The organism is Bacillus sp. 2205SS5-2 (assembly GCF_037024155.1).
GTDB lineage: Bacteria > Bacillota > Bacilli > Bacillales > Bacillaceae_K > Bacillus_CI.
Genome location: NZ_JAYKTS010000005.1, coordinates 75813 through 100838 on the forward strand (window position 1 = coordinate 75813; position 25026 = coordinate 100838).

Sequence of the window (25026 nt, forward strand, 5' to 3'; positions counted from 1 at the left end):
ACCATATCAATAGAAAACCCCCATTGCTTCTTTAAAAGCAATGGGGGTTTTCTTATTAGGCTCTTTTCGTATACATTGTGGCTTTTTCATCATATTTTTGATTAAATCCTCCATTTCACAGTTGAATTCCATCAAAAATAGACGAAATGATGCCCGAAACAAAGCTAAATCAAGATAATAAACTGATACGAAAAGCAACAAACTTTGCGAAAACAGCCTCTTATTAAAACAAGAATGGATAGATTTCAAACTAATTTTTATGTCTAGTTCTAAGCGACTGTTTTCCTTATGCTAAAATATGATAACCTGAATCAACATGAATATTTTCCCCTGTTATTCCCCTAGACATGGAACTAAATAGAAAGGCTGCCGTATCCCCAACTTCTGAAGGGGTTGTATTTTTGCGCAGCGGAGAACGTTCCTCTATATCTTTTAAGATGGAATTGAAATCACTTACACCTTTAGCTGATAAAGTACGTATTGGCCCTGCTGAAATGGCATTGACTCGAATACCATACTTACCAAGATCATTAGCCAAATATTTCACACTTGCTTCTAATGAAGCTTTCGCTACTCCCATCACATTATAATTGGAAACAACTTTTTCTCCACCTAAATACGTTAATGTGACAATACTTCCTCCTTCGGTCATTAACTCTTTAGCCTCTTTTGCAACCGCTGTTAAGGAGTAGGCAGATATATTTTGAGATAATAGGAAACCTTCGCGCGTCGTGTCGACAAAGTCGCCCTCAAGCTCTTCCTTTTTTGCAAATGCAATACAGTGAGCAATCCCATCTATTTTTCCACATTTTTCTTTTATAATCGAAAAACAACTTTGTATATCTTCATCCTTCGTAATATCACAAGGGATGACAAGTGAATCATCCCCTAATGTTGAGGCGAGATCAGCAACATTTTTCTCCAATCGTTCACCCGCATATGTAAAGATTAATTTAGCACCAGCCTCATGTAGGGATTGAGCAATTCCCCAAGCGATACTACGCTTATTCGCTACTCCCATGATGACGTATGTTTTTCCAGTAAGTGAAAGAGTCATTTGTATCCTCCTTATATAATGTGTTATTAATAGCTAGTGCTAATTTTACTTTATTTTCGATTTCTGGTCAATAGACCTCAAGATGCTCCACTCACTCTATTCTTCCTTTCCATGGTAAATGTGAGGCTCTCTCTTAATTTAAGGCTCTTTTCGTATACATTGTGGCTATTTCATCTGATTTTTGACTAAATCCTCCACTTCATTGTTGATTTCTATCAAAAACAGACGGATCTAGCTGCAGTGGCTAGGGACTCAGGTCAAATGTCAGTCCACTACGTGAAGCAGGCTTCACTACGTGTTCTGCCAGATGCCTGCCATCCCTGGGCAGCCACTTCCGCTTTTCTTGATCCAGTTGCAGTTGCTTGCGGCTCGGGGTCAAATGATTAACTAAGATCGCTCGCTACCTTATTAATTCCTAAGACGGATAGTTGATTCATGAAGCACTAATTCATTTCTTTGGTTAAGAATGGACCAGACGTTTAACATGTAAAAAAGGATTGTAAAGGTGATGAAACCTTACAATCCTTTTCTTTTATTAACAATATTCACAAAATTCAAGCTCACGTTTTAATTCATCAACATATTCCTTTGAACCGGTCACGATTAAACGATCATTAATATGCAACTCTGTATCTCCATGAGGCACAATTGAATCTTTTCCTCGGAAGATTCGAACAAAAATAACATCCCCAGCAAAAGGAAATTTACGGAGAGACATTCCTTCAAATTGAATATTCATCATTTTGATTTCATATAATGACGTCTCTTGGTTGGTAAAAATATTCATTACCGATGGTGACTCAATCAGTGCTCGTAATAAAGCTTTTGTCGATAAAAAGACGGAGAATACTTCAATTCCCTGATCTCTTAACTCATCTTCTAAGTCTGGACTTTCTACTCTGACAATTACGCGATCTACGCCTTTTTGCTTTGCAGATACCGCTAGCAATGCATTGGCTTCATCATCTCCAGTCGAGATGACAACAATATCAGCGGCAAACACACCATGTGAATTTAAGGTACTCACATCAAAATCTTCCACTTCTTGAATCTCAAATAAAGAATCTGATATATTCCCGTCTACTTTATTTAGCTTGCGGTGATACAATACCGGATCATAAAGAGAGGATTTCAATTCCCTTGAGACTGGCATTGTTAATTGATTTGCTCCGATAAATGCAACGCGTAACTGTTTTTCTTGGACGCTTTCTTTTGGAAATAGCTTCTTAAAGAAAATGGGTGTAACAACACAGGTTATGACTGCAACCAATATTAATGTCCCACTCATTTCAGGTGTAATCATATCTATTCTCTCAGCAATTTTTGCAGCGGCAATGACCAAGGATAAAGTAGATGTTAACAAAAAAGCTGATGATAACACCGTTTTTTGGTCGTACCAAATGCGTAGTAAATAGACTGGGATAAGCTTCGATAGAAAAAACGCTGCAAGTAACAATGGGATGAGTAAGAGCATTTTTTCATTTGATAATAGGGACCACAAGTCCAACTCTACGCCAATCATTACGAAGAAAATCGGAATTAAAAATCCGTATCCGAAAGAATCTAAATTATGCATTAGCTCTTGGTTTGGTGCTAACAAGGCGACAAGTACCCCCGCCAAAAACGCTCCTAAAATATTCTCTGCTCCGACGCTTTCAGATAAGGCCACTAGGACAATAATTAAAGTAAATATCGCTCTTGTCCCAATTTGTACAGTTCCTGTAGCCAGGCTTTTCAACAATGGTAAGTCTTTAAAACGTTTCCCCATGAAGTATAGCAAGATTCCAACTGCAAATAACACGAGCAGCAACCACATATTTCCGTGACCTTCACCATAAATGGAGACAAAAACAGCCAATAAGATCATCGTTGCTAAGTCAGCGATTACTGCAATAAGAAGAATTGTCTGACCAATAGGACTTTTCGAGATATTCGCCTCTTTAAGAGTTGGAACTACAATTCCCAATGAAATTGTTGAAATGATCAAGGTCATCAAAAAGGCATTGTCGATCAGGCCAGCAAATACAAATAGATAGCTTAATCCTAAAGACACAATGAAAATCCCTACAAATACCATGGTAGACACAAACAGTCTATTGGGCTCGTCTTTGCCATTGGATAACTTCTTCTTCGTATGTTCTCCAGAGAATGTAGAGAAATCAATCTCAAGACCACTTAAGAACATCAAAAAAATAAATCCAAGTGTAGAGAGAGTTTCAAGCCACATGTCCGGCTGAACAACATCCAGCCCACTTTTACCAATAATCAATCCCATTATGATTTCTGCGATGACGACGGGAATAAAGTTTAGCTTTAAGCGATGTAATAATATTGGTGTAACAAAAGCGATAATAATTACGATAACTAAGGAAGTGAGGGATGCATGATGTTCCATTATCCTTCTCCCCTTTCTTTCTTATATTAGATAGCTCATAAATATTGTTGCGATACCAAAATAGATAAAAATAGAAATAATGTCATTGATGGTGGTAATAAACGGTCCAGAGGCAACCGCAGGATCCACTTTTAACTTATGCATTAAAAGTGGAACTAATGAACCAGCCAACGTTGCTACAAACAACGACACAAGTACAGAGATTCCAACAAGAATGCCTAAGTAGATATCTTTTTGCCAAATCGATACTGATAGAAAAAGCAAAACACCACAACAAACACCTGTAATAATTCCGGTCCCTGCTTCTCTTTTAACAAGCTGCCATTTACTCTCTTTATCCGACTCACCCGTTGCGATGCCTCTGACAGAAACAGCTAGTGCCTGTGTCCCAGTATTTCCAGCCATACCTGCAATTAATGGGATAAATACTGCTAATATGGCTACTTTGTTCAGCGTTTCTTCAAACCTTGAAATTAAGTTTGCAGTAACTAACCCTAAAAACAGCAAGATAATTAACCAAGGCAATCTTTTTTTCGCCGCACTAATCGCATTTCGATCCCCCGTATCCATATCGGACACACCTGCTAATTTTGAATAATCATCAGAGGCTTCTTCTTCCATTACATCCATAATATCGTCTACTGTGATGATTCCGAGAAGATGATTTTGAAAATCCACAACGGGGAGTGCTAAGAAATCATAATCCCTCATTATACGTGCAACAGACTCTTGATTTTCCCCAACTGAAACGGAAACTACTCTGTCACTCATCACTTCAGATACCATCAAATCATCATGACTGACGATTAAATCTCGTAAAGAAATGACACCAACTAAATGTTTCTCTTCATCAATAACAAACACATAATAAATGATTTCAGCATTTGGAGCTTCATTCTTTAAAATATACATAGCTGAACGAATCGTTTGGTTGGCTGAAATGGCAATAAACTCCGTCGTCATGATACTACCAGCTGTATACTCCTCGTAGTGCAAAAGGTCTTTTATTTCTTGAGCAGATTCATCATCCATGATGGTTAAATAACTAACCACTTGATCTTTTTCAAGTTCATTTAAAACGTCCACTGCATCATCTGCATACATATGTGACAACATATCTGCAGCATACTGTGGACTCATTTCTGCTAACAAACTTTCATATTCGTTTTGTTCTAGCTCCAGATGTTCAAACACTTCAGCCATTTCAAGAGGTGACAAATAAAGGTACATATAGAGACGCAATTTTTTTTCTGTCAATAAGTAGAATTTTGCTTGGTCATAAGGATGAAGCTCCATATATTCTGCTCTAAATGTGTCTATATCATCCTGTAATAAAGCAGTATACAAAAGCTCTTTATCAATGAACGAGCCACTTGTATTTTCTTCTGTTAGATCTACCATTTTATATACTCCTTTCGGGGCTGCACCATGATACCTTTACAAACTGGCTCTACTATCACTTTTTCATACCATACTATTTCCATCTTTGTATTCTTTTCAATAGAATATAGTGCCAGTAAGTACCCGATTGGTTCTACTCACCATCTTAAAGTGGGGCTTTTTTGGAATTAAATGTTACTATATCATTAAATTATCGGTGGAACCCCTTGTATTAGTATTGATTTCGTTTTAATAAATACTAATACAAGGGATTCCATAACAATCTTTTTACGGTATCTACCCGACTCCGAAAACAGCCTTTGCTGAAGACCGCATCTCAAGATGACAGTTTCACCTTATACTAGCAAATCTTTTTGCATTTGTCCTGTTATTCCTCTCAACAATGGGTATTGTAATGAAGAAGGCATTCCATAGGTTGAAAGAGGGTGGTATTGGATGAAAATTGATGTAATTGGTGATATTCATGGTTGTTATAATGAATTTGAACAACTAACCATAGAATTAGGGTACTCATGGAAAAATGGGATTCCGCTTCACTCTGAACGAAAACTTGCTTTTGTCGGCGATCTCACGGATCGTGGCCCCTCGTCCTTAAAGGTGATTCATACTGTATATCAACTTTGGAAAGCAAAAGCTGCTTTCTATGCTCCTGGAAATCATTGCAATAAATTATACCGATATTTTTCAGGTAATCCTATAAAAATTATCCACGGACTAGAAACGACAACCGCAGAGTTAGCATCATTCACAACTCAAGAACAAGACAAATATCGATCTATGTTCATAGAATTATATGAACAAAATCCTCTTTATCAAGTGCTTGATAACGGTCGGTTAGTAATTGCCCATGCCGGTATTAATGAATCAGACATTGGAAGGAATACAAAATCAGTAAAAACGTTTGTTTTATACGGTGACATCACGGGTGAAAAAAATTCTGATGGGACCCCTGTCCGACGAGATTGGGCCAAAAATTACGAAGGAAGTGCTTGGATAGTGTATGGTCATACACCCGTGAAAATACCTAGATATGTAAATAAAACAGTAAACATTGATACAGGGGCCGTCTTCGGAGGAAAACTAACCGCTTTTCGCTATCCGGAGCTAAAAACGGTTAGCGTCCAGTCATCCATGCCTTATGTGCCAGAAAAATTTAAAGATTATAATGAAAAAAGCCGGGAATAATACGGCTTTTTTCATTTAAATATAAGAGAATTCATATCAGAAGGAAGACTTATTGTGAAGGTCAGTTCTTTTTGAAAAATTGGATGATAAAAGGTTAGTTCTTTAGAGTGAAGGGCTTGCCTATGAATATCCTCTTTCTTTCCACCATATAAATCATCTCCAAGTAGCGGATGTCCGATATAACTCATATGTACGCGAATCTGATGTGTTCGTCCTGTACTCAACGTTAACGAGACATGAGCATAACTGTTAAACTGGGATAGGAGATGGTACTTAGTACAAGAGAACTGTCCATCTTGCCGTACTTCCCTTTCAATGATGCTAGAATCCTTTCTACCAATAGGCGCTTGAATTATCCCATTTGGCTTTGATAACTTCCCCTGTACGAGAGCTTCGTATTTTCTTGTGATATGCCCATTCTGCTGACATTTACCTAACAATGAATGTACATAGCTATGCTTAGCAATTAATAGTAGACCAGAAGTATTACGATCCAATCTTGTTACGATATGAATTGTGCCGTTGATTTTTTTTTTGTCATAATAGTGTATGAGACCATTTGCTAAACTTCCAGAAGGGTGTTCCCTTGAAGGGATGGTGTTCATAAAAGGTGGTTTGTTAACAACCAGCAAATGTTCATCCTCATAAATAATTTCAAGGGGTAGTTCTTCAGGGATTAACTTCGCACTTCTCACTTCACTTGGGAATGTGAGAGAAAGAGTATCGCCGCACTTTAACTTGTAGCGTACATCTTCCTCTTCTCCATTCACCTCAATTTTCCCACCTGAAAATTTAATAGCCGTTAAGGCTCGTTTGGATATTCCTTTTTCTATTAAGAAAGAACGAAGTATATTCTCATCATCATTCTCGCAAACAACCCATGATAATTGGTAGTTTTCTTTCAACCTATACTCTCCTTCTTACTCTTCAGCAATAAATGAGTCATGAACTCGCTTCCAAAATGGAAATGGGCGGAACCGGGCAAATCGTATTTTTTCATCTGCTACTCGATACTGAATCGATTTCACATCTTTATGAAGCAAGGTCAAATGATCAATCGTGATTAGAAAATCTGGTTCATTAACTGGCTTAAGCATGCAGGTATGATGAGCCGGTAAAATAAGCGGTGAACCTACCGTACGGAATACACGATTGTTAATTGAAGCCATCTCCGCTAGTTGAATGGCTGGGAGTGAAGGGTGAATGATAGCTCCACCTAACGCTTTATTATAAGCGGTGCTACCTGAAGGTGTTGACACACAAAGTCCATCTCCTCTAAACCGCTCAAAGTGTTGTCCCCGAATTTCAACATCCATAACTAATGTTCCTTCAACACTTTTCACTGTAGCTTCATTTAGAGCCAGGTACCTAGTTTCTCTTCCGCCATGTTGATACCGTATTATCGTCTCAAGTAATGGATAGTCAATGATTTGATACGGAGTTTTGGCGATAGCAATGACAAGTTTCTCAATTTCTTCTGGCACCCAATCGGCATAAAAGCCGAGATGCCCTGTATGAACTCCTACAAAAGCCGTTTGGTCTAATCGTGAGCTGTAGCGATGAAAGGCATAAAGCAACGTTCCGTCCCCACCTACTGAAATAACAATATCAGGTTGCTCTTCATCAAATTCCAAGTCAAAATCGAGTAAGTAGGATTTCATTTTATGCATTAATGTATTCGATTTTTGATCCCCTTTGGTCGTAATGGCGAATTTCATTCAATACACCCTTTTCCATAAGATCTGTTTTTTTTTGCATTATTTTGCATTTCGTTCATCGGTAGAATTTTCCTTTTTCTTAGAGAAGAAGGCTTGAGCTTCTTGAATTTCTTCCCGAATCAACGACATTTCTTCATCTAGTCGAAAAGCAGCTTCAGCGGCTCTTTGCAATCTTTTTTCAATCTCTTTTGGAAAACGTCCTCGATACTTATAGTTTAGAGAATGTTCAATTGTTGCCCAAAAATTCATGGATAATGTTCGAATTTGCACTTCCGCTAATAATCGTTTTTCTCCATAAATAGTTTGAACAGGGTATTCGATGACCACATGATAAGAACGGTAACCACTAGGTTTTTTGAAGGAAATATAATCTCGCTCTTCAATAATCTTAAAATCTTTCCGAATTCTCAGCAGTTCAACTACTACATGAATGTCATCCACGAACTGACACATCATTCTAACTCCGGCTATATCTTGCATTTCAGTTTCTAAATTTTCTAGCTCAATATTTTTTTGATTGGCTTTATCTAAAATACTAGCTATTGGTTTTACACGACCCGTTACAAATTCAATCGGGGTATGTGAATCTTCAAACTCAAATTGAGATCTCATTCCTTTTAACTTAATTTTCAACTCATTGACCGCTTGTTTATAGGGTGCTAAAAATTGATCCCAATGTTTCACCAACAATCACCTCGTTAAACCCAACATTCTATCTAATGAAATTTTCTTCAACTGCAAGAACAAATTCGTCTCCATAGTTACTATTTCCTTCAATATTCCCTACTAAATAGGTAAGTTCTTCTTCAATATTCGATAAAATTAATTCGGTTTCACCTGATGATGCGACTATCTTAAAGTTCTTATCAAGTGCATTTTTCAACTGTTCCCAAACGATTTTTGTTACATATATGTATACATAATCATCATTATCTTCTGCTAAATAAACAAAAGAAAATTGATCAGAATCGACAATCACTTGCTCGGTTGCTTTTAAAGCATTGAAGTCAACCTCTTCTTTACTATATAAAATTAATTGTTGATCCTTGATTTCAGCACTCGTTAAATGAATTTTTTTCCTCATTTTTCTAATTCTCCTCCCAAACAGTAAATCCACCACTATTCTACCATAAAAACCAATGAAATGCGGAAGTGGCTGCCCTGCGGCGGCAGGCAAATGAAGAACTCGGAGGTGATGCCTGCATCGCTGGAGGGTTATTCATTTGACCCCGAGCCGCAAGCACTGCAACTGGATCAAGAAATGCGGAAGTGGCTGCTCTGAGGCGGCAGGCATTTTATTTAGGGGCATAAATTGTTTTTTTCTGTTTTTAGGCAGAGTTTCTTTTCCGGTAAATTTACCTTATATTTAAATGAGGTATGTTACATAGAAAGGAAGTTGTATAATGAATCAAGAAATTGAAATAGAATACAAAAATTTATTAGACGAACAGGAATTTAATCTACTCTTACGTCATTTTTCTGTATCTGATGAACAATTTTCAACTCAAGAAAATTTCTACTTTGACACAGAAGACTACTTTTTAAAGGAAAAAGGGTGTGCTATACGAATTCGGACAAAGAATCATCAGCATATTCTCACTTTAAAACAACCATTAGAAGTAGGCATACTTGAAACCCATCAACCACTGACAAACGAAGAAAAAGAAAAAATGCTTGATTATGGTCTTATACCACAAGGCCAAGTGAAAGAAGCATTAGAATCGATTTCTCTGCCACTTGATAGTTTTACATATTTTGGTTCATTACAAACGAAACGAGCGCAAGTAAACTATAAAAGAGGAACCTTATTTTTCGATCAAAGTCATTATCTGTCCAAAATTGATTATGAAGTTGAATATGAAGTTCAAGATCCTGAAGAAGGAAAAACTGTTTTCCTCACACTTTTAAGAGAATTAAATATTCCGACACGCCAAACCCATAATAAAATTAAACGATTTTTTCTCGCAAAAATAAAAAAACAACTGTAAAGAGGAGCTATCTATGAATATTCAAGCCATGAAAATAATGATGGAGCTTCAAGCGCTCAAAGGGTTCTCTTCACCAAATAGTTCTGCTAAGGACACTGCTAGTTTTGAAGACATATTATCATCCGCTCTGATGTCTTCAAATTCAGGACCTTCATCTCAGCAAACATTCGGTGCCGTATATAACCAACTACAGAATCTGAATAAACCTTTTGAATCAATTAACACAGCCGTAACGACGAGCAAAATAACTTATTCTAAAGATTTTGACGAGCAAATCTCTCTAGCCTCCGCCAAGTATCACTTACCGGAGAAATTAATTGCCTCAGTCATAAAACAAGAATCTAATTTTAATCCTAATGCGATTAGTTCAGCAGGTGCAACTGGTTTAATGCAGCTTATGCCTTCTACGGCAAGAGGTTTGGGCGTGACTAATTCTTTGGATCCGCAGCAAAGCATAATGGGTGGTAGTAAGTATTTACGTCAAATGCTGGACCGCTATGATCAAAACACTGAACTCGCTCTTGCTGCTTATAATGCTGGACCAGGTAATGTCGATAAATACGAGGGCATCCCCCCTTTTAAAGAAACACTTTCATATGTTAAAAAAGTCATGAACCATTATTTATCGTAATCGATAGTTAGAGCCCCCGCCTTGCCTAATTTCCCATCATAAATTAGGGGACCAATACATTGAGGAAATTGAACTTATTAATGAAAAAGAGCCATCAAATTTAAACGGGTGAGCAAAATTAGCTCACCCGTTTAAATTTGATGTTTTTTCAGAATATTTGTTATTTATGTGTTAGTCGAGAAATTTTGACCTAACTTGGTTTCGGATCATCTTTTATTCATGCTCTTTTCGCATACTATGTTGCTGTAACATACAAAAAAGGATAGAAACACTCTTTTCTTACCTCATTTCTGGTTTAAAATGATCCGAAATGATGCCCGAAGTCATGCTCCATCACGAATTGAGGGCCAATTCGAAAAGCCACAATCTTTACAAAAACAGCCCTTATTAATTATTTACATTCAATATCTGCTGAATAAAATGTCTACCCAAAATGATGAACTAATAGCAACAATGGATACAAAATGAGCCTTGAGTTAGAACTCTAATAATATAGGTATAAAGACGAGTTGTTTGTATTATGCTAGCACTGTTGCTAAAATAAAAATACATTCTAAGAAAAAGGAGCTTGTTATATGGTCGAGAAATTTACCTCGCCTTTTGATAGTATTGGCGAACAAAAACTCTCGATGCTCGTTGATGCTTTTTATTCACGAGTAAGCAGTCACCCTGAATTGTCTCCCATTTTTCCAAAAGACTTGACTGAGACAGCTAGGAAACAAAAACAGTTCTTAACTCAATACTTAGGTGGGCCAACTTTATATACAGATGAACATGGTCACCCAATGATGAGGGCAAGACATCTGCCTCATACCATTACACCCTCCAGGGCAGAAGCGTGGATCGGATGCATGGCAGCTGCGATGGATGAAGTTGAACTTGATGAAACCATCAAAAAAGACTTTTTCTCAAGACTTGCATTAACTGCCCATCATATGGTTAATAGCCCAGAACCGAAATCAGGTGAAGACCTTTGAAAAAGTCCTTTCATTCTTTTCATCAAGCGATGTGTGCAACTGAGAACAGACCTATAGAAATCTATATGTTTGTTGACCCACTTTGTTCAGATTGCTGGTCATTAGAACCCTTATTAAAGAAGTTACAAATTGAATATGGCCAGTACTTTCGAATCCGTTACGTGTTAAGTGCACGACTGGAAAGCCTCAATTCATTTGGAAAAAGAACTCAAGACCTAGCTGATAAATGGGATAAAACAGCGAGTCGTTCAGGGATGAGCTGCGATAGTGACGTATGGTTAAAAAAACCGATTCAGTCTCCTTTTCTCGCGTCTGTTGCGATTAAAGCCGCTGAACTTCAAGGAAAGAAAGCTGGGATACGATTTTTACGAAGATTACAAGAAGTGATATTCTTAGAAAATCGAAATATTTCAGAATTAGAAGTGTTACTATCTTGTGCTAATGAAGTAAATATTGACTCTGATGAATTTCTACAAGATATCCATTCGAATTCTGCATCTAAGGCCTTCCAATGCGACTTAAAGATTACAAGTGAGATGGAGGTTAGTGAAAGTCCGACTCTTGTTTTTTTTAACGAAAATATTGACGAGGAAGGATTAAAAATTTCAGGAGTATATAATTACGAAGTGTATGTACAAATTTTAGAAGAGATGCTTAATATTGCACCTGTTAAACAGACACCTCCTCCACTTGAAGAATTTGTAAGTTATTATCATTTAGTCGCTACAACGGAAGTAGCCATAGTTTATGACTTATCTCTAACCGATGCAGAACGCGAATTAAAGAAAATGCTATTACAACAAAAAATCCGAAAAATCCCAGCTAAATACGGTGACTTTTGGAAATCCATTGCCTATTAGTCCATTTCAAAAAATATTTACACGTACAGAAAAGACCTCTTAACTTTCAGTTAAGAGGTCTTTTCAAATTACGAACAAAGGGGATGGGAGAAATTTTTCACGGTCAAACAAAGGGGTATATGTTTGTTTGTGATTAACTTCACACTCATAATATAGCATGATTTTTATCCTCTGACAAGCCTATCTATACTCTTTCTCAATATTGTCAAAAAGCTGTCATACTGTAAGCACTTTCAACATACTAAATATAGAAATCCGATATTTAGCTTGCCTCATTTCAGTGGCTAATTAATTATTTTCTAACCTAGCCATAATCCTGACTATCTTGTCCAAATATCTCTGAATAAATAATTAAGAACACCTTTTAATAAGGTGATTTTCGAAAAGAGTTTTTAATAATGAGAACTAGCAGGAGTGTGAATTCATTTTGAACAAGCTAAAAATCTCCTTTCTCTCCTTGTTGTTTGTGCTAGGATTTGGTTTACACTTTCTTGGACTTTTGGAACTGATTCCGTTGTATATTACATCTCCATTATTTTTTTTCATCCTCCTCCTTGCAATATATTTCCTAAACCATAGAAACCGATTTTATAGATAACAAGAAAAGGGGAGTGGGTTGGTCAGCAGCTAAATCAAGTTGTAAACCATGTATTTTCAGATTCAGATGTCAGCATTTTTACAACAAAAAAACAGGGCTTATACAAATATGCCCTGTTTTTTCCTTATTATTTTTCTAACAGTTGTTCCATTTCATTTAATTTTTGTTCAAACACTTTACAAGCATCTTTAATTGGATCCGCGGTCGTCATATCGACTCCGGCTTTCTTCAATACTTCTATTGGATAATCTGAACTTCCTGCTTTTAAAAACTCAACGTAGCGGTCAACTGCAGGTTGTCCTTCTTCAATGATTTGTTTACTTAGTGCGGTGGCTGCACTAAACCCTGTTGCATACTGATACACGTAATAATTGTAATAAAAATGGGGTATTCTCGCCCATTCTAATTCGATTTGTTTATCGATTTCTATATCTTCTTCACCAAAATATTTTTTATTTAGGGCATAATATTCTTTTGACAGCATATCAGCCGTCAATGCTTCACCGTCTTGTGCTTTTTGATGAATATTATGTTCGAATTCAGCAAACATCGTTTGTCTAAACACCGTTCCCCTAAAGCCTTCTAAATAGTTATTAAGTAAAAATAATCGTTTCTTTTCATCGTCAACTGTTTTGAGCATATAGTCATTCAATAATGCTTCGTTACATGTTGAGGCAACTTCAGCGACAAAGATTGAGTAGTTTCCATAAGGATATGGCTGTGATTTTCTTGTGTAGTAACTATGAACACTATGACCAAATTCATGAGCGAGAGTGAACATATTATTCACATTATCTTGCCAGTTCATCAAGATATATGGGTTAGTACCATAGGTTCCAGAAGAATACGCTCCACTACGTTTCCCTTTATTCTCAACGACATCAACCCAACGATTTGCAAACCCCTCTTGAAGAATAGCTTGATATTCCTCCCCTAAAGGCTTCAATCCTTCTAAGATGTATTCTTTTGCTTCATCATATGTCACTTCCATTTTTCCATCAGTGACAAGTGGAGTATATAAATCATACATATGAAGCTTCTCTACTCCTAAAACTTTCTTACGTAGCTTTAAATATCTATGGAGTAAATGCAAATTATCGTTTACAGTACTCACTAATTGATCGTAAACAGTTTCTGGAATTTGATTCGCTGAGAGTGCCGATTGACGAGCAGAATCATAATTACGAACTCTTGCGTAAAAGTTATCTTTTTTTATTGACCCACTTAACGTGCTAGCAAAGGTATTTTTAAACTTTCCGTACGTATCATACACCGCTTCAAACGCAGATTTACGTACTGACTGTTGATCACTTTCAAGAAAGCGAATATAGCGACCATGAGTAATTTGAATTTCTTCCCCTTTCTCGTCCTTTATGATCGGAAACTCTAAATCTGCGTTGTTTAACATCCCAAATGTATTACTAGCACTCCCCATTACCTCAGATGCTTGAGCAAGCAGTGCTTCTTGTTCTGCAGTCAACACATGTGGACGTTGCTTGTTAATTTCTTCTAACGAGTGTTCATATAAACGAAGTTTTTGATTCTCAATCAAAAACTCTTGAATCTTGATTTCGTCGATAGCAAGAATTTCTGGTGTCATAAAGGCAAAGTAACTTGAAATCTGGGTGAATAAATTTTTGGCACGATCATCTAATCCTTGATAATAAGAATTAGTCGTGTCTTGATCGTAGCGCATATGTGAATATGTATATAATTTGCCCATACGCTCGGTTACTTCGTCTTGAAAATGAAGTGCACGAAATAAATCTTCTGCGCTATTTCCTAAAGTGCCTTGATGTTTCTGTGCTTGTTTTGCGAGATTTTGTACTTCTTTAAATTCATTCTCCCAGTCTGAGTCTGTTGAAAAAATATTTTCTAAGTTCCAAGTTGATTCAACTGGTACTTCTTGTCTCTCTGGAATTGTTTTACCTTTTGTTTGACTAGTCATCTACTCATCCTTTCTATGTTTCCTACATAGTACATTCTCGCTTATTTTTCATTTTCCTGCAATTTTTCAGTCTTCTATTCCAAAGGGAACAATTTTAATATATGTTGTTCCTCTGAAAAAAATCCTTCCTGCCTTCGGATTGCTTCATATAATGTAGATGGTGACTTCAACACCTTACAAATAATGTACGTATCCCCCCTTATCTCTTCTAACACCTTTGCTCTTTCTAAAAATTGAACATAATGATACACTGCTTGTTTATAGTCTAGTTCGCACAAAGGAAGCTCACGAGATTGCAATTCTTCCCCTTCTATTCTTTTCTTCATATTTTTAAAGATATCAGTTAATCGAATTTGTTCCCCCCTTTTTCTCCCTTTCATACTATCTCTCCAAACAAAGTACTGCCAGATGATTGGGTGAGTTTTGAGAGTAATCATAAACTCAACTGGAACACCAATATACTCAGAAAGAAGTAGTGGATATTCTCTATCTTGATAAAGTAAATCTAAAAATGGGTCTCTTGACTTTCTTTTTTGATGTATTCTACGGCGAAGCCACTTAGCATTTTCCCTTCGCCAAATTGACAGAAAAAGAGCTTTCTTCATTTTCGCCACATTTGGTGGTGATGGTGGAAAACGAAGAAATTTTAGTGATTGTTGACAGTGTTGAATAAGAAATTTAGAACCTATGGGAATTGGATTTAATATAAAAAAAACGAATGGATTTTTGGGAGAATAGATTGGGAGACAAAAGCCTTTGTGAGGGTGATAGGTAAGGAGGGAAAGTTGTGATTCTGACAAAGTTGTGATTGGAGCGAGCATCTTTTTTCGCTCTTGATAAGAGCAACCTAGAATCCATACAGAATCTATATCTATGGATTTATAACCATTTGTTCTTTTAGATAATGCTTCTGTTGATAAAGGGGAGCATTGGTACTCAATTGCTACACCATTCTCTTGGTACTCCACAAAGATATCCGCGCGTTGGTGAATAGACCGGAAAGTTTTCTCTAATTTGGGTGATAACTTCTGCTGAGACAGCGATTGAAAAAGCTCTTTCTTCCCTTGTAAATGCAGGGCAGATTCAGGCTCAGATAATCCAACACATGCGGAGATAGTGTAATGTGCAAAATGTGGAATAAGAGTTTTTCCAACTTTAAGTATTAGTTTTTCACCACATTGCGGACAGTAAAAGAAATGTTTTTCCCTCAACGCCATTAAATCCTTTCTAGAAAATGAGGCCACTACAATGATTTCTCCATTCTCCTTGGTAGCTGTCAACAATCTATCACAACCTTTCATATTGTCCATTAAACATTCTATACCTACCATCTAAAATCCTTTTCTTCACATTAAAGGAATTTCCTTTTATAATATTGAATTTATATAGAGAGAGAGGATAATTGGAAGGAGGAGGATCGTTGTGGTAAGTCCTATAATAAATAAAATCGGAGCCGTTTTTATACCAGTACGTTCGATCAATAATGCAAGAGATTGGTATTGTGACTTGCTAGGCTTATCTGCCGATAGTGAGGAAATCATTGCGGGACATTTATTTGTTATCCCCCTAGAAGATAAAAATAGCTTAGTCTTAGATAGTAAAATTTTCTCACCATCTCAAACAAAAGACATTCCTCTCTTCCACTTTAACACTGACAATATCTACAAAGCTTACGAATTCATGAAAGAAAAAGAGATCACACTCATATCTGATATAGAACATGACCAATGGTTCACCATTCAAGACCCCGACGGAAACATTCTAATGGTCTGCCAAACATGAAAAGCGAAAAAGGCTTGCCCTGAGGCGGCTGGCAAATGATAGATCACGTAGTGAAGCCTGCTTCACGCAGTGGGCTGACATTTGACACGAGCCTCAAAGCCTTTGTAGCTAGATCATGAAAAGCGAAAAAGGCTTGCCCTGAGGCGGCAGCCCCACCATAATCTCCAAAATTAAAGAAAACGGTAGTCCATGCGGCCACCGTTTTTTGAATAAAAATCTATAAAGCTACTATTCCTATCTATCAAAGTAGGGCATCACCATTGCCTTGATCGTTCAAATACGTTAGAGAAGTGGAGACAGTAAACGCGAAGTTGACTCTAATATCCTATATCCATAATGGCGCTTAGAAAACTCATCTATCGTCAATTCAAAGGAACGAAGTAAATCTAGCTCATACTCTTTAACTAAAGTATTTGTGCTACTTGTTTGGTATAAAAATGCATTCACTTCAAAATTTAAATGAAAGCTTCTCATATCCATATTTGCTGTTCCAATAGAAGCAAGCTCTTTATCCACTATAAGGATTTTACTATGCATAAACCCCTTATCATATTCAAATACTCTTGCACCGGCTTCCAGCAGCTCAGGAAAATAGGAACGGGAGGCATGAAAAACAATTCGTTTATCAGGCCGTTTTGGCACAAGTAAACGTACATCCACTCCACTTAATGCAGCAATTTTCAAAGCAGAAAAAATATCTTCGTCAGGTATAAAATATGGAGAAGCAATCCAAACGCTTTTCTTGGCGGAAGAAATCATAGAGAAAAAAATATTTTTTATTACGCTAAATTCATTATCAGGCCCTCCAGCAATCATTTGAACCCCACCATCTTGAAATCCTTCTGATTCTTTTCGGGGTGTAAGATATCCTGGAGTCAAAAAACTGTCGTTGGTCATATAATACCAGTCTTGAAGGAAAATAAGCTGCAATGTCCGAACTGCTTCACCTTCTACCATTAGATGCGTATCTCTCCAAAAGCCAAAGCTTTTGTCTCTACCTAAATATTCATCACCTATATTTAGCCCACCCATAAACCCTATATTTCCATCAATGACAATGATTTTTCTGTGATTCCGGAAATTAAATTTATTATTCAAAAATGGAAGCTTTACTGGGCCAAAAGGAATCATTTCAACCCCTGCATTTTTTAATTCAGAAATATATTGGTTAGACAACTGCCAAGAACCTACAGCATCGTATAAAAAACGGACTTTTACGCCTATCCTTGCCTTTTCAATAAGTATGTCTTTAATCTCTTGACCAATTTGATCATGTCTCACAATGTAATACTCTAAATGAATATGGTGTGTTGCTGTATTTAAATATTTTAAAAGGGCATTAAACGTCTCTTCACCGTTAGTTAAAATTTTCGTTGATGAATGGAAAGAGATTGAGCTGTTTCCTATTCTTTGAGCAAGAATTAGATGACGATCATGGTGAAGGGCTTGTATCGTTTTCAAGCGCTCTTCAATATTGTTAATCGAGGGTTCAAATTTTGAATACGTTTGCTTATCTAAAATATATTTTTTTCGATACATTTTTTCTTTTCGGTAGTTTCGACCAAACAATAGATAGAATACAAACCCAACAAAGGGAAAGCTCCCTAAGACCACTAACCAAATTAACGTTTGGGTCGGATGTCGATTTTCAAAGAAAATCACAAAAGCAATGAATCCAACAGAAAGGGAGAACACTACACTTCCATATTTTAGAACTCCTGACACATATGGATTAATTAAAACAAAATAAACAACAAATAATATCGTTAAAAATATGAGAACTCTCACTGTATTTTTCATAAATACTCCCACGTTTTTTAGTATAGGTTATTTTCAGAAGGCTATTTTCGTATACATTGTGGTTAATTCATCTTATTTTTGATTAAATTTTCCATTTCATTGTTGATTTCCATTAAAAATAGACGAAATGATTCCCGGTAAAAAGCTATATCATAGATGACAAACTGATTCGAAAAGCCACAAACTTTGCGAAAACAGCCTCTTAGAAAGAATGTTTCTTTCCCCATCAATATATATCACATAAATGAGGAGGTCTTAACATCTTTTCGTCTTTTCGGACGGAATTTCTGTCAAAATGGTAGATTCAACTAACTAACTATTAAATTTAAAGCAACATTGTATGCTAAAAAGTTTTGATAAACAATTACATTTGCATGAAGGGCCCTTTTCGTTTATTTTGTTGCTGTTGACCCATAAAACCGGAGAAATAGCTACTATTGCTAATATTATATTCAAAAAATTAGGAAAAAAATGATCCGAAACCAAGCTTGGTCACAGTTTAATGACTGATACAAAAAGTAACAATTTTTTCGTAAACAGCCTTATGAAAAAAATACCGATTTCTTGAATAAGAAATCGGCAAACCATGTTGTTTTAAGAGAAGTATGTTCGTATGGTCGTAAATACATCTTGCTTAATTATACTATTTCCATATTCATTGAGTCGGTGCACGGTTAAAGGAGACTCCATCGTATATTCAAGTAAGATACTCAAAATATTATCGATTTCTTCCTCTTCAAATTCTTGATCATCAAACTCTACATAAAGATAATAGGTGCCATCAAATGAGAACAAACTAGAACTAAACGTATCTTCTTGAATTCGATGAGATAGTGAAACTACATCATCAAATTGATCAAATTTCAACATAAAGTGTAAAGCAGCTTCTTCTGTTTCTTCTTGTTTTATTTGAAAATGATCATCTAAAAACTCTTCGATTCGCTCATCCACCGGAAGATCTTTCAGCTTTTCATTTGGAATAGGAAGCTCAAACTTCTGCCCATCACGTGATACTTGGGCTTTAGTCACGAGGATTTCCAGTCCTTTATCTAATGCTTGGACTTGAATCCAAAGTGGTCCTTCCACCATAAAATCTTCCTCCTGGTGAACCTCATCCATCATTTCCCAAAAGAGTTCTTCACTTCTTTCACGATTGTACCAAATTTCTTCTCGATCAAACCCGCGATCTTCTATATCAATATAAGAAATATAAAATTTAACCGTATTTTCGTTAATACGTTCGATTTCCATTATTCACCTCTCCCTTCTCAATTCATAGTTTATTGAAGGGACTACACCCTCAAGCATAGCTAAGTCTATGTGTTATTGGATTTCAAGATTAAATTCTCCTACTTCTATTTTATGATAAAAATAAAAGAAAGGGAAATAAAAATCACTAATTTCCTAAAAATCCTTATATGCCTATATTTGAGAACATAGCTAATGTTTGCATTTTACCGGATGGCGTAGTGAAGTGCAAGTCTTGCTGATTAAGAAAAAAAAATACCTTCTTCTAATGAAGAAGGTATTTTTATTAGTTGACCATCTTTTGAGCCTCTAATAACTGGAATGTACGGACTTTTCTTGGCAAAAACCTTCTAATTTCATCATCGTTGTATCCGACTTGTAAACGTTTTTCATCCATAATAATTGGACGACGTAACAAACCTGGGTTTTGCTGAATTAATCCGAATAAATCTTGTAAGGGCAAAGATTCTAAATCTACATTAAGTTTCTGGAATATTTTAGAACGTGTCGAGATAATCTCATCGGTTCCATCTTCTGTCATACGTAATATTTCCTTTATTTCTTCTATGCTCAAAGGTTCGGAAAAAATATTTCTTTCCGAATATGGAATTTCATGTTCTTCCAACCAAGCTTTCGCTTTTCGACATGATGTGCAACTAGGTGACGTGAACAAAGTTACCATGAACCCTTCACACTCCCTTATTAAAATGTATATTTTTAAAAAATTTCTTTTATATAACCACATTATAATTAGTTTTAAAAAGAAATATCTATTAAGTATTATACTTCATTTAATGAACATTTAATATAGTTTTTCCGAAAATTATTTCAAGTTTTGTATAACTTGTGTATACATTTTGCGAATACAAAAGTTAATCTACTTTACCTTACCCTTACTCAGGAAAGAAGAAACATGCACTCGCATTTTATATATCTTCTAATAGATCTTTTTCAGAATTTTCTTCTAAAGATAGGACTTCTTCAACTGGTTGATAAGAAGCTCCATAAAACTTTTCATCGTTATATGTATGAATCATACGATATGTTTTTTTCATTGCATCAAAGATAGACTCTTCCGAGTTCCCTGCAGGTGCCCAGTAAAGGATTTCCATTTGATTAATTTCATTAGTTGCTAAAGATCTTCTTCGGTATCCTATATTAGTTGCATGTTCAAAGCCTTCCCTTTTATAGAAATGTAGCCGTTTTTCTGAATCTGTATCTTCGTAATCAACAGGTTCGACTTCTAGAATGATGGGTTTGTTCTTTGCTTTTAGTTTCTCAATTAACTTATGTCCAAGTCCCTGACCTCGTGATTCCTTTGAAACAAATAAATAATCAATAAAAGTGAATTCCTCAAGTTCAGCATACATTAGGACATGGTGTTTCCCTTCATCCTTATGATAAATATCACCCTTATCCTTTAATAAAGATTCCATGTGTTCCTTGGACTTCATTTCTTCAATTGGAAAATATTGATTTAATTTTTCATACCAATGCATAATCTGCTCCCTTTATTTCTTATTTAGTAAACCTTATTGACTCAACCGATGATATTCCTATTATAAGCATAACAATTTTCACTAATTAGTCAAATAGACCAATAGTAATATTCCCTAAATTTAATAAATTAAACAATCCGAACAAAAAAACTCGGCTTTCTCGCCGAGTTTTTTGTTTAAGGAGTATAATCTACTCCTTTTGTATATTTATTTCCAGCATTCCAAATTAAATATTCCTTAATTCCTTGATCATTTAGTCCCTTAATTTGTGCTTCGATTTCAGCCTTACCATATACTTTATAATTACCTGATCCTAACCATGTAGCTGTAAAATCTTGAATCCATGGTCTTGATATAGGTTGATTATCTAGTTCAGCTATCTTTTGATTTTCAACCTTAGCATACTCAACGACAAGGTTATAAGGATCTAAATCCGGTTTGCTAATGCCAAAATAAGAAGTCCAGTGACTTGGATAAATCATGGAGGAAATGACGTCTACATGTTCAGAGATTTTCGAAAAGTTTTGTCCAATTCCAGGTGCCTCTGGGAGGGTAGCTGTATAGCCAAAAATATCAACTGAAACGTTAACATCATACGGTTCAAGTTGCTCTTTCGCGTAAGCAACAAAACTTGTTACAGCATCTACACGTTTTTGTACATTATCTGATGAAGAGTTGTCAAACTCTCCTTTACTATAAATAAGTTCCTCGTCCCTTCTTTCAAAACCTTCTGGGAAACGAACATAATCAAACTGAATCTCTTGAAAACCGAGCTTAGCTGCTTCAATGGCAATCCCGATATTATAATCCCATACTTCTTTTAGAAATGGATTTACAAACGATTCGCCCCGCCCATTCTTCCAAACGGAATCTCCTTCTTTAAATGACCATTCTGGATGCTCTTTAGCCAATAAAGTGTCTTTAAACACAACAATCCTTGCTATAGGGTAAATTTCCTCTTTTTCCATTGTCTCTAGCATTGCTCTAGGGTCTTTAATAAAATTTTCACCCACTTTTGCATAAGGGGATGATTCTTCAGGATTATACGTTACATTACCCCAATCATCTTTAATGTCAACGACCATAGCATTTAGATCTGTTTCGTTCAATAAACTAATTAAGTCATCAAATCGTCCGCCCCCAGCAGAGTGGCCAGTTACGTAAATTCCCCGAACAGCGTCTGGATAGGTAAACTCCAAACCAGAATCATAAACAAAACGAGACATTCTCGAAGGAAGCTCTTTTAGGGATGACTCCTTCATGCTTTCTCTTTTCATGTGTAGAATCATTGCTTTAGGGTCATTTTCTTCAGCAAATGCATCTTGTTGGAAAGGCACTAAGATCAGAACACTTACTCCTATTACCTTAATAAGTTCTTTCAATTTCAATTTAATCTCTCCTCACCCTTAGTATAAACAGAACTGATGTAATTTTTCCAATCTATTTGTGGAAAATTGTTGGAAAACATAATCTCTATTATTCTATCAAGATTTTCACAAAAGTAAAACAGCCTTCAAGCAATTGTTTATATTTTCCCCAGGAAATATTGTTTCTTTCTTAGTATTCATGGCTTCTAAATTAAATAGGCTGTTTTGGCAAAGATTGTTGCTTTTCGAACCAGTCTATAAACGATGATATCGCTTTGTCTCAGGGAATCTTTCGTCTATTTTTGATGAGTATTATCACCAAAATGGAGGACTTCATCTAAAAATTAACTTAACTACCAACAATGTAAACGAAGAACTCCCTGACGATGAATCCATCGCAACTGTTTACCAGGATAAAATCCATATTAATCTCAATAAAGATAGAAGGCGTATTTTATTTTAGATTAGCTAAGTAATACATATATTCATAAATACTCAATTTTATACAAAAAAATTGAATAATGAAGAAAAAACGATCTCAAAGAGATCGTTTTATTAATGCCTATATTGAGCTTGGTATTGGGCAAATTCTTTTTCCGAACAGTAAATATAGTGACCCGGTGCAACTTCTCTCATTTCTACTTGGTCTTCTTGGGTGTAATTATGAACCGCTGGATCATATGATTTTCTTGTACGTGAGCGTTCATAATCAGGATCTGGCAGTGGAATGGCAGATAGTAGTGACTGCGTATAGGGATGTAATGGGTTCTTATATAATACGTCACTTGGCGCAATTTCTACAAGCTTTCCAAAATACATAACGCCAATTCGATCACTAATGTATTTGACCATGGATAGATCATGGGCAATGAACAAGAAAGTTAAACCTTTTTCTTGTTGTAGATCTTTCAGTAAGTTCACTACCTGTGCTTGGATAGATACATCAAGAGCAGAAATAGGCTCATCCGCAATAATAAATTCAGGATCCACCGCTAAGGCACGTGCAACTCCAATACGTTGACGCTGACCACCAGAGAATTCATGTGGATAACGGTTCGCATGTTCACGGTTTAACCCTACTGTTTCAAGAAGATCATATACTCTGTTCATACGATCTTCTTTCGATTTGGCTAATCCGTGAATATCAATACCTTCAGCGATAATATCTGCTACCTTCATACGTGGGTTTAACGACGCATATGGATCTTGGAAGATCATTTGCATCTTTTGATTGAATTTCTTCAATTGCGATCTAGATTTTTTTCCATGAACATCTTCACCTTTAAATACAACATTTCCGCCCGTTGCATCATAAAGTCGAATAATCGTCCGCCCTGTAGTTGACTTACCACAACCTGACTCACCAACTAACCCTAAGGTTTCTCCCTTATAAATATCAAAAGAGATATCATCAACAGCTTTTACCATATTAGGTTTTCCTGAATTAAAATATTGTTTTAAATTTTTTATTTCAAGTAACTTTTCATTTGTTTGTGTCATTATGCTTTAACCCCCTCGAATAGCACAGGCTTTTCATAGTTAGCTGGCATTGTGCGCTGTCTAAGTTTTACTGCTTCTGGAGGCTCAACTTGTGGTGCATCAGGGTGCATTAACCATGATTTCACAATGTGAGTATCAGACACCTTGTACATTGGTGGTTCTTTTTCTAAATCTACTTTCAAAGCATATTCGCTTCTTAAAGCGAATGCATCACCCTTAGGAGGGTTTAATAAATCTGGAGGTGTTCCGGGAATCGCTGTTAATTTTGCCTTAGTCTCTGTTTCAAGAGTAGGCATTGAACCTAATAATCCCCAAGTATAAGGGTGTCTCGGATCATAAAAAATCTCGTCGACGGTTCCTGATTCCACGATTTGACCACCATACATAACCGCCACACGATCAGCCACGTTTGCTACTACACCAAGATCATGGGTAATAAAAATAATCGACGTATCGATTTTATTTTGTAAGTCCTTCATTAACTCCAGGATCTGAGCTTGAATCGTAACATCTAATGCTGTCGTTGGCTCATCGGCAATTAAAATTTTCGGGTTACAAGCAAGTGCGATAGCAATTACGACACGTTGCCGTTGTCCACCTGAAAATTGATGAGGATATTGCTTAATACGCGCTTCTGGATTTGGAAGCCCAACCAATTTCAATAATTCAATAGAACGTTTACGGGCATCAGCCTTACTTAATTTTTGATGCTTCAGTAAGGGCTCCATAATTTGCTTTCCAATCATCATGGTTGGATTTAACGAAGTCATTGGATCTTGGAAAATCATCGATATATCTTTACCGCGGACTTTTTGCATTTCTTTTTCAGATTGTTTTGCTAAGTCCCTTCCTTCAAACACCATCTCACCGTGCTTAATAAAGCCAGGAGGGTTTGGAATTAAACGCATAATTGCTTTTGTCGTTACCGATTTACCTGAACCCGACTCTCCTACGATTGCTAGTGTTTCCCCTTTATCAAGGTGAAAATCAACGCCACGTACCGCTTGAACCTCTCCTCCATGCGTTTTGAAGGAGACATGCAGGTCTTTAACATCTAATAATCTTGTCATCT

Annotated in this window: 24 protein-coding genes; 8 read left to right on the top strand and 16 right to left on the bottom strand. The window is 36.2% G+C overall.

What is annotated here, in order from left to right:
* Positions 1-286: 286 nt before the first annotated feature.
* On the bottom strand, positions 287-1057 hold the full coding sequence (fabI, locus tag U8D43_RS05165) for an enoyl-ACP reductase FabI (RefSeq protein ID WP_335869936.1): 771 nt from the start codon (positions 1055-1057) through the stop codon (positions 287-289).
* A gap of 261 nt (positions 1058-1318) precedes the next feature.
* On the opposite strand from fabI, the gene U8D43_RS05170 reads away from it, so the two are divergent.
* Positions 1319-1444: a hypothetical protein gene (locus tag U8D43_RS05170; RefSeq protein WP_335869938.1), complete on the top strand. Its 126-nt coding sequence runs from the start codon at positions 1319-1321 to the stop codon at positions 1442-1444.
* Between the two features lie 148 nt (positions 1445-1592).
* On the opposite strand, the gene U8D43_RS05175 is transcribed toward U8D43_RS05170, so the two are convergent.
* Both U8D43_RS05175 and mgtE read right to left on the bottom strand, forming a co-directional pair.
* On the bottom strand, positions 1593-3452 hold the full coding sequence (locus U8D43_RS05175; protein WP_335869939.1) for a monovalent cation:proton antiporter family protein: 1860 nt from the start codon (positions 3450-3452) through the stop codon (positions 1593-1595).
* Between the two features lie 21 nt (positions 3453-3473).
* A complete protein-coding gene (mgtE, locus tag U8D43_RS05180) occupies positions 3474-4853 on the bottom strand; it encodes a magnesium transporter (RefSeq protein ID WP_335869940.1) in 1380 nt (459 codons plus the stop codon).
* Positions 4854-5288: 435 nt separating this feature from the next.
* On the opposite strand from mgtE, the gene prpE reads away from it, so the two are divergent.
* Complete coding sequence (prpE, locus tag U8D43_RS05185; RefSeq protein WP_335869941.1) at positions 5289-6038, top strand: bis(5'-nucleosyl)-tetraphosphatase PrpE; 750 nt, start codon at positions 5289-5291, stop codon at positions 6036-6038.
* An 11-nt stretch (positions 6039-6049) separates the two neighbouring features.
* Here the strand turns inward: prpE and U8D43_RS05190 are convergent, their stop codons facing one another.
* From U8D43_RS05190 to U8D43_RS05205, 4 genes are read right to left on the bottom strand one after another with little or no spacing between them, the layout of a single operon-like run.
* Positions 6050-6943, bottom strand: a complete 894-nt coding sequence (locus U8D43_RS05190; protein ID WP_335869943.1) for an RluA family pseudouridine synthase — start codon at positions 6941-6943, stop codon at positions 6050-6052.
* Positions 6944-6958: 15 nt separating this feature from the next.
* On the bottom strand, positions 6959-7756 hold the full coding sequence (locus U8D43_RS05195; RefSeq protein ID WP_335869945.1) for an NAD kinase: 798 nt from the start codon (positions 7754-7756) through the stop codon (positions 6959-6961).
* 39 nt (positions 7757-7795) lie between these two features.
* A complete protein-coding gene (gene yjbM, locus U8D43_RS05200; RefSeq protein ID WP_335870150.1) occupies positions 7796-8440 on the bottom strand; it encodes a GTP diphosphokinase in 645 nt (214 codons plus the stop codon).
* Between the two features lie 28 nt (positions 8441-8468).
* Positions 8469-8840 (bottom strand): UPF0738 family protein, encoded by a 372-nt coding sequence (locus tag U8D43_RS05205; protein WP_335869947.1) that lies wholly within the window; start codon positions 8838-8840, stop codon positions 8469-8471.
* A gap of 319 nt (positions 8841-9159) precedes the next feature.
* Between U8D43_RS05205 and U8D43_RS05210 the strand changes: the two genes are divergently transcribed.
* From U8D43_RS05210 to U8D43_RS21160, 5 genes are all read left to right on the top strand, one after another.
* A complete protein-coding gene (locus U8D43_RS05210) occupies positions 9160-9744 on the top strand; it encodes a CYTH domain-containing protein (RefSeq protein ID WP_335869949.1) in 585 nt (194 codons plus the stop codon).
* A 13-nt stretch (positions 9745-9757) separates the two neighbouring features.
* Positions 9758-10375 (top strand): lytic transglycosylase domain-containing protein, encoded by a 618-nt coding sequence (locus U8D43_RS05215; protein WP_335869951.1) that lies wholly within the window; start codon positions 9758-9760, stop codon positions 10373-10375.
* Positions 10376-10950: 575 nt separating this feature from the next.
* Positions 10951-11352: a globin domain-containing protein gene (locus U8D43_RS05220; protein ID WP_335869953.1), complete on the top strand. Its 402-nt coding sequence runs from the start codon at positions 10951-10953 to the stop codon at positions 11350-11352.
* On the top strand, positions 11349-12212 hold the full coding sequence (locus U8D43_RS05225) for a ClpXP adapter SpxH family protein (protein ID WP_442893558.1): 864 nt from the start codon (positions 11349-11351) through the stop codon (positions 12210-12212). Before U8D43_RS05220 ends, U8D43_RS05225 begins: the two co-directional genes overlap by 4 nt.
* 466 nt (positions 12213-12678) lie before the next feature.
* Positions 12679-12810, top strand: a complete 132-nt coding sequence (locus U8D43_RS21160; protein WP_503627036.1) for a hypothetical protein — start codon at positions 12679-12681, stop codon at positions 12808-12810.
* A gap of 127 nt (positions 12811-12937) precedes the next feature.
* Here the strand turns inward: U8D43_RS21160 and pepF are convergent, their stop codons facing one another.
* Both pepF and U8D43_RS05235 read right to left on the bottom strand, forming a co-directional pair.
* A complete protein-coding gene (gene pepF / locus U8D43_RS05230) occupies positions 12938-14758 on the bottom strand; it encodes an oligoendopeptidase F (protein ID WP_335869955.1) in 1821 nt (606 codons plus the stop codon).
* 74 nt (positions 14759-14832) lie between these two features.
* Positions 14833-16041, bottom strand: coding sequence for a competence protein CoiA (locus U8D43_RS05235; RefSeq protein ID WP_335869957.1), 1209 nt, complete (start codon positions 16039-16041; stop codon positions 14833-14835).
* Between the two features lie 139 nt (positions 16042-16180).
* On the opposite strand from U8D43_RS05235, the gene U8D43_RS05240 reads away from it, so the two are divergent.
* A complete protein-coding gene (locus U8D43_RS05240; protein WP_335869959.1) occupies positions 16181-16540 on the top strand; it encodes a VOC family protein in 360 nt (119 codons plus the stop codon).
* A gap of 282 nt (positions 16541-16822) precedes the next feature.
* Here U8D43_RS05240 and cls read toward each other — a convergent pair whose 3' ends face one another.
* The 7 genes from cls to U8D43_RS05275 form a co-directional block, all read right to left on the bottom strand.
* Positions 16823-18340, bottom strand: a complete 1518-nt coding sequence (gene cls / locus U8D43_RS05245) for a cardiolipin synthase (protein WP_335869961.1) — start codon at positions 18338-18340, stop codon at positions 16823-16825.
* Between the two features lie 594 nt (positions 18341-18934).
* On the bottom strand, positions 18935-19591 hold the full coding sequence (mecA, locus tag U8D43_RS05250) for an adaptor protein MecA (protein ID WP_335869962.1): 657 nt from the start codon (positions 19589-19591) through the stop codon (positions 18935-18937).
* Between the two features lie 283 nt (positions 19592-19874).
* Entirely contained in the window at positions 19875-20270 is a 396-nt protein-coding gene (gene spxA / locus U8D43_RS05255) for a transcriptional regulator SpxA (protein ID WP_335869964.1), read from the bottom strand.
* Between the two features lie 244 nt (positions 20271-20514).
* A complete protein-coding gene (locus tag U8D43_RS05260) occupies positions 20515-21087 on the bottom strand; it encodes a GNAT family N-acetyltransferase (RefSeq protein ID WP_335869966.1) in 573 nt (190 codons plus the stop codon).
* A 176-nt stretch (positions 21088-21263) separates the two neighbouring features.
* Positions 21264-22469 carry a putative glycoside hydrolase gene (locus U8D43_RS05265; protein WP_442893562.1) on the bottom strand — a complete coding sequence of 402 codons (1206 nt, stop codon included), beginning with the start codon at positions 22467-22469 and terminating at the stop codon, positions 21264-21266.
* A gap of 540 nt (positions 22470-23009) precedes the next feature.
* Positions 23010-23954, bottom strand: coding sequence for an ABC transporter ATP-binding protein (locus U8D43_RS05270; protein ID WP_335869968.1), 945 nt, complete (start codon positions 23952-23954; stop codon positions 23010-23012).
* The gene (locus tag U8D43_RS05275) at positions 23954-25024 is read right to left on the bottom strand and encodes an ABC transporter ATP-binding protein (RefSeq protein ID WP_335869970.1); all 1071 of its coding nucleotides are present in this window, start codon (positions 25022-25024) and stop codon (positions 23954-23956) included. The genes U8D43_RS05270 and U8D43_RS05275 overlap by 1 nt, the downstream gene beginning before the upstream one ends.
* Between the last annotated feature and the right edge of the window lie 2 nt (positions 25025-25026).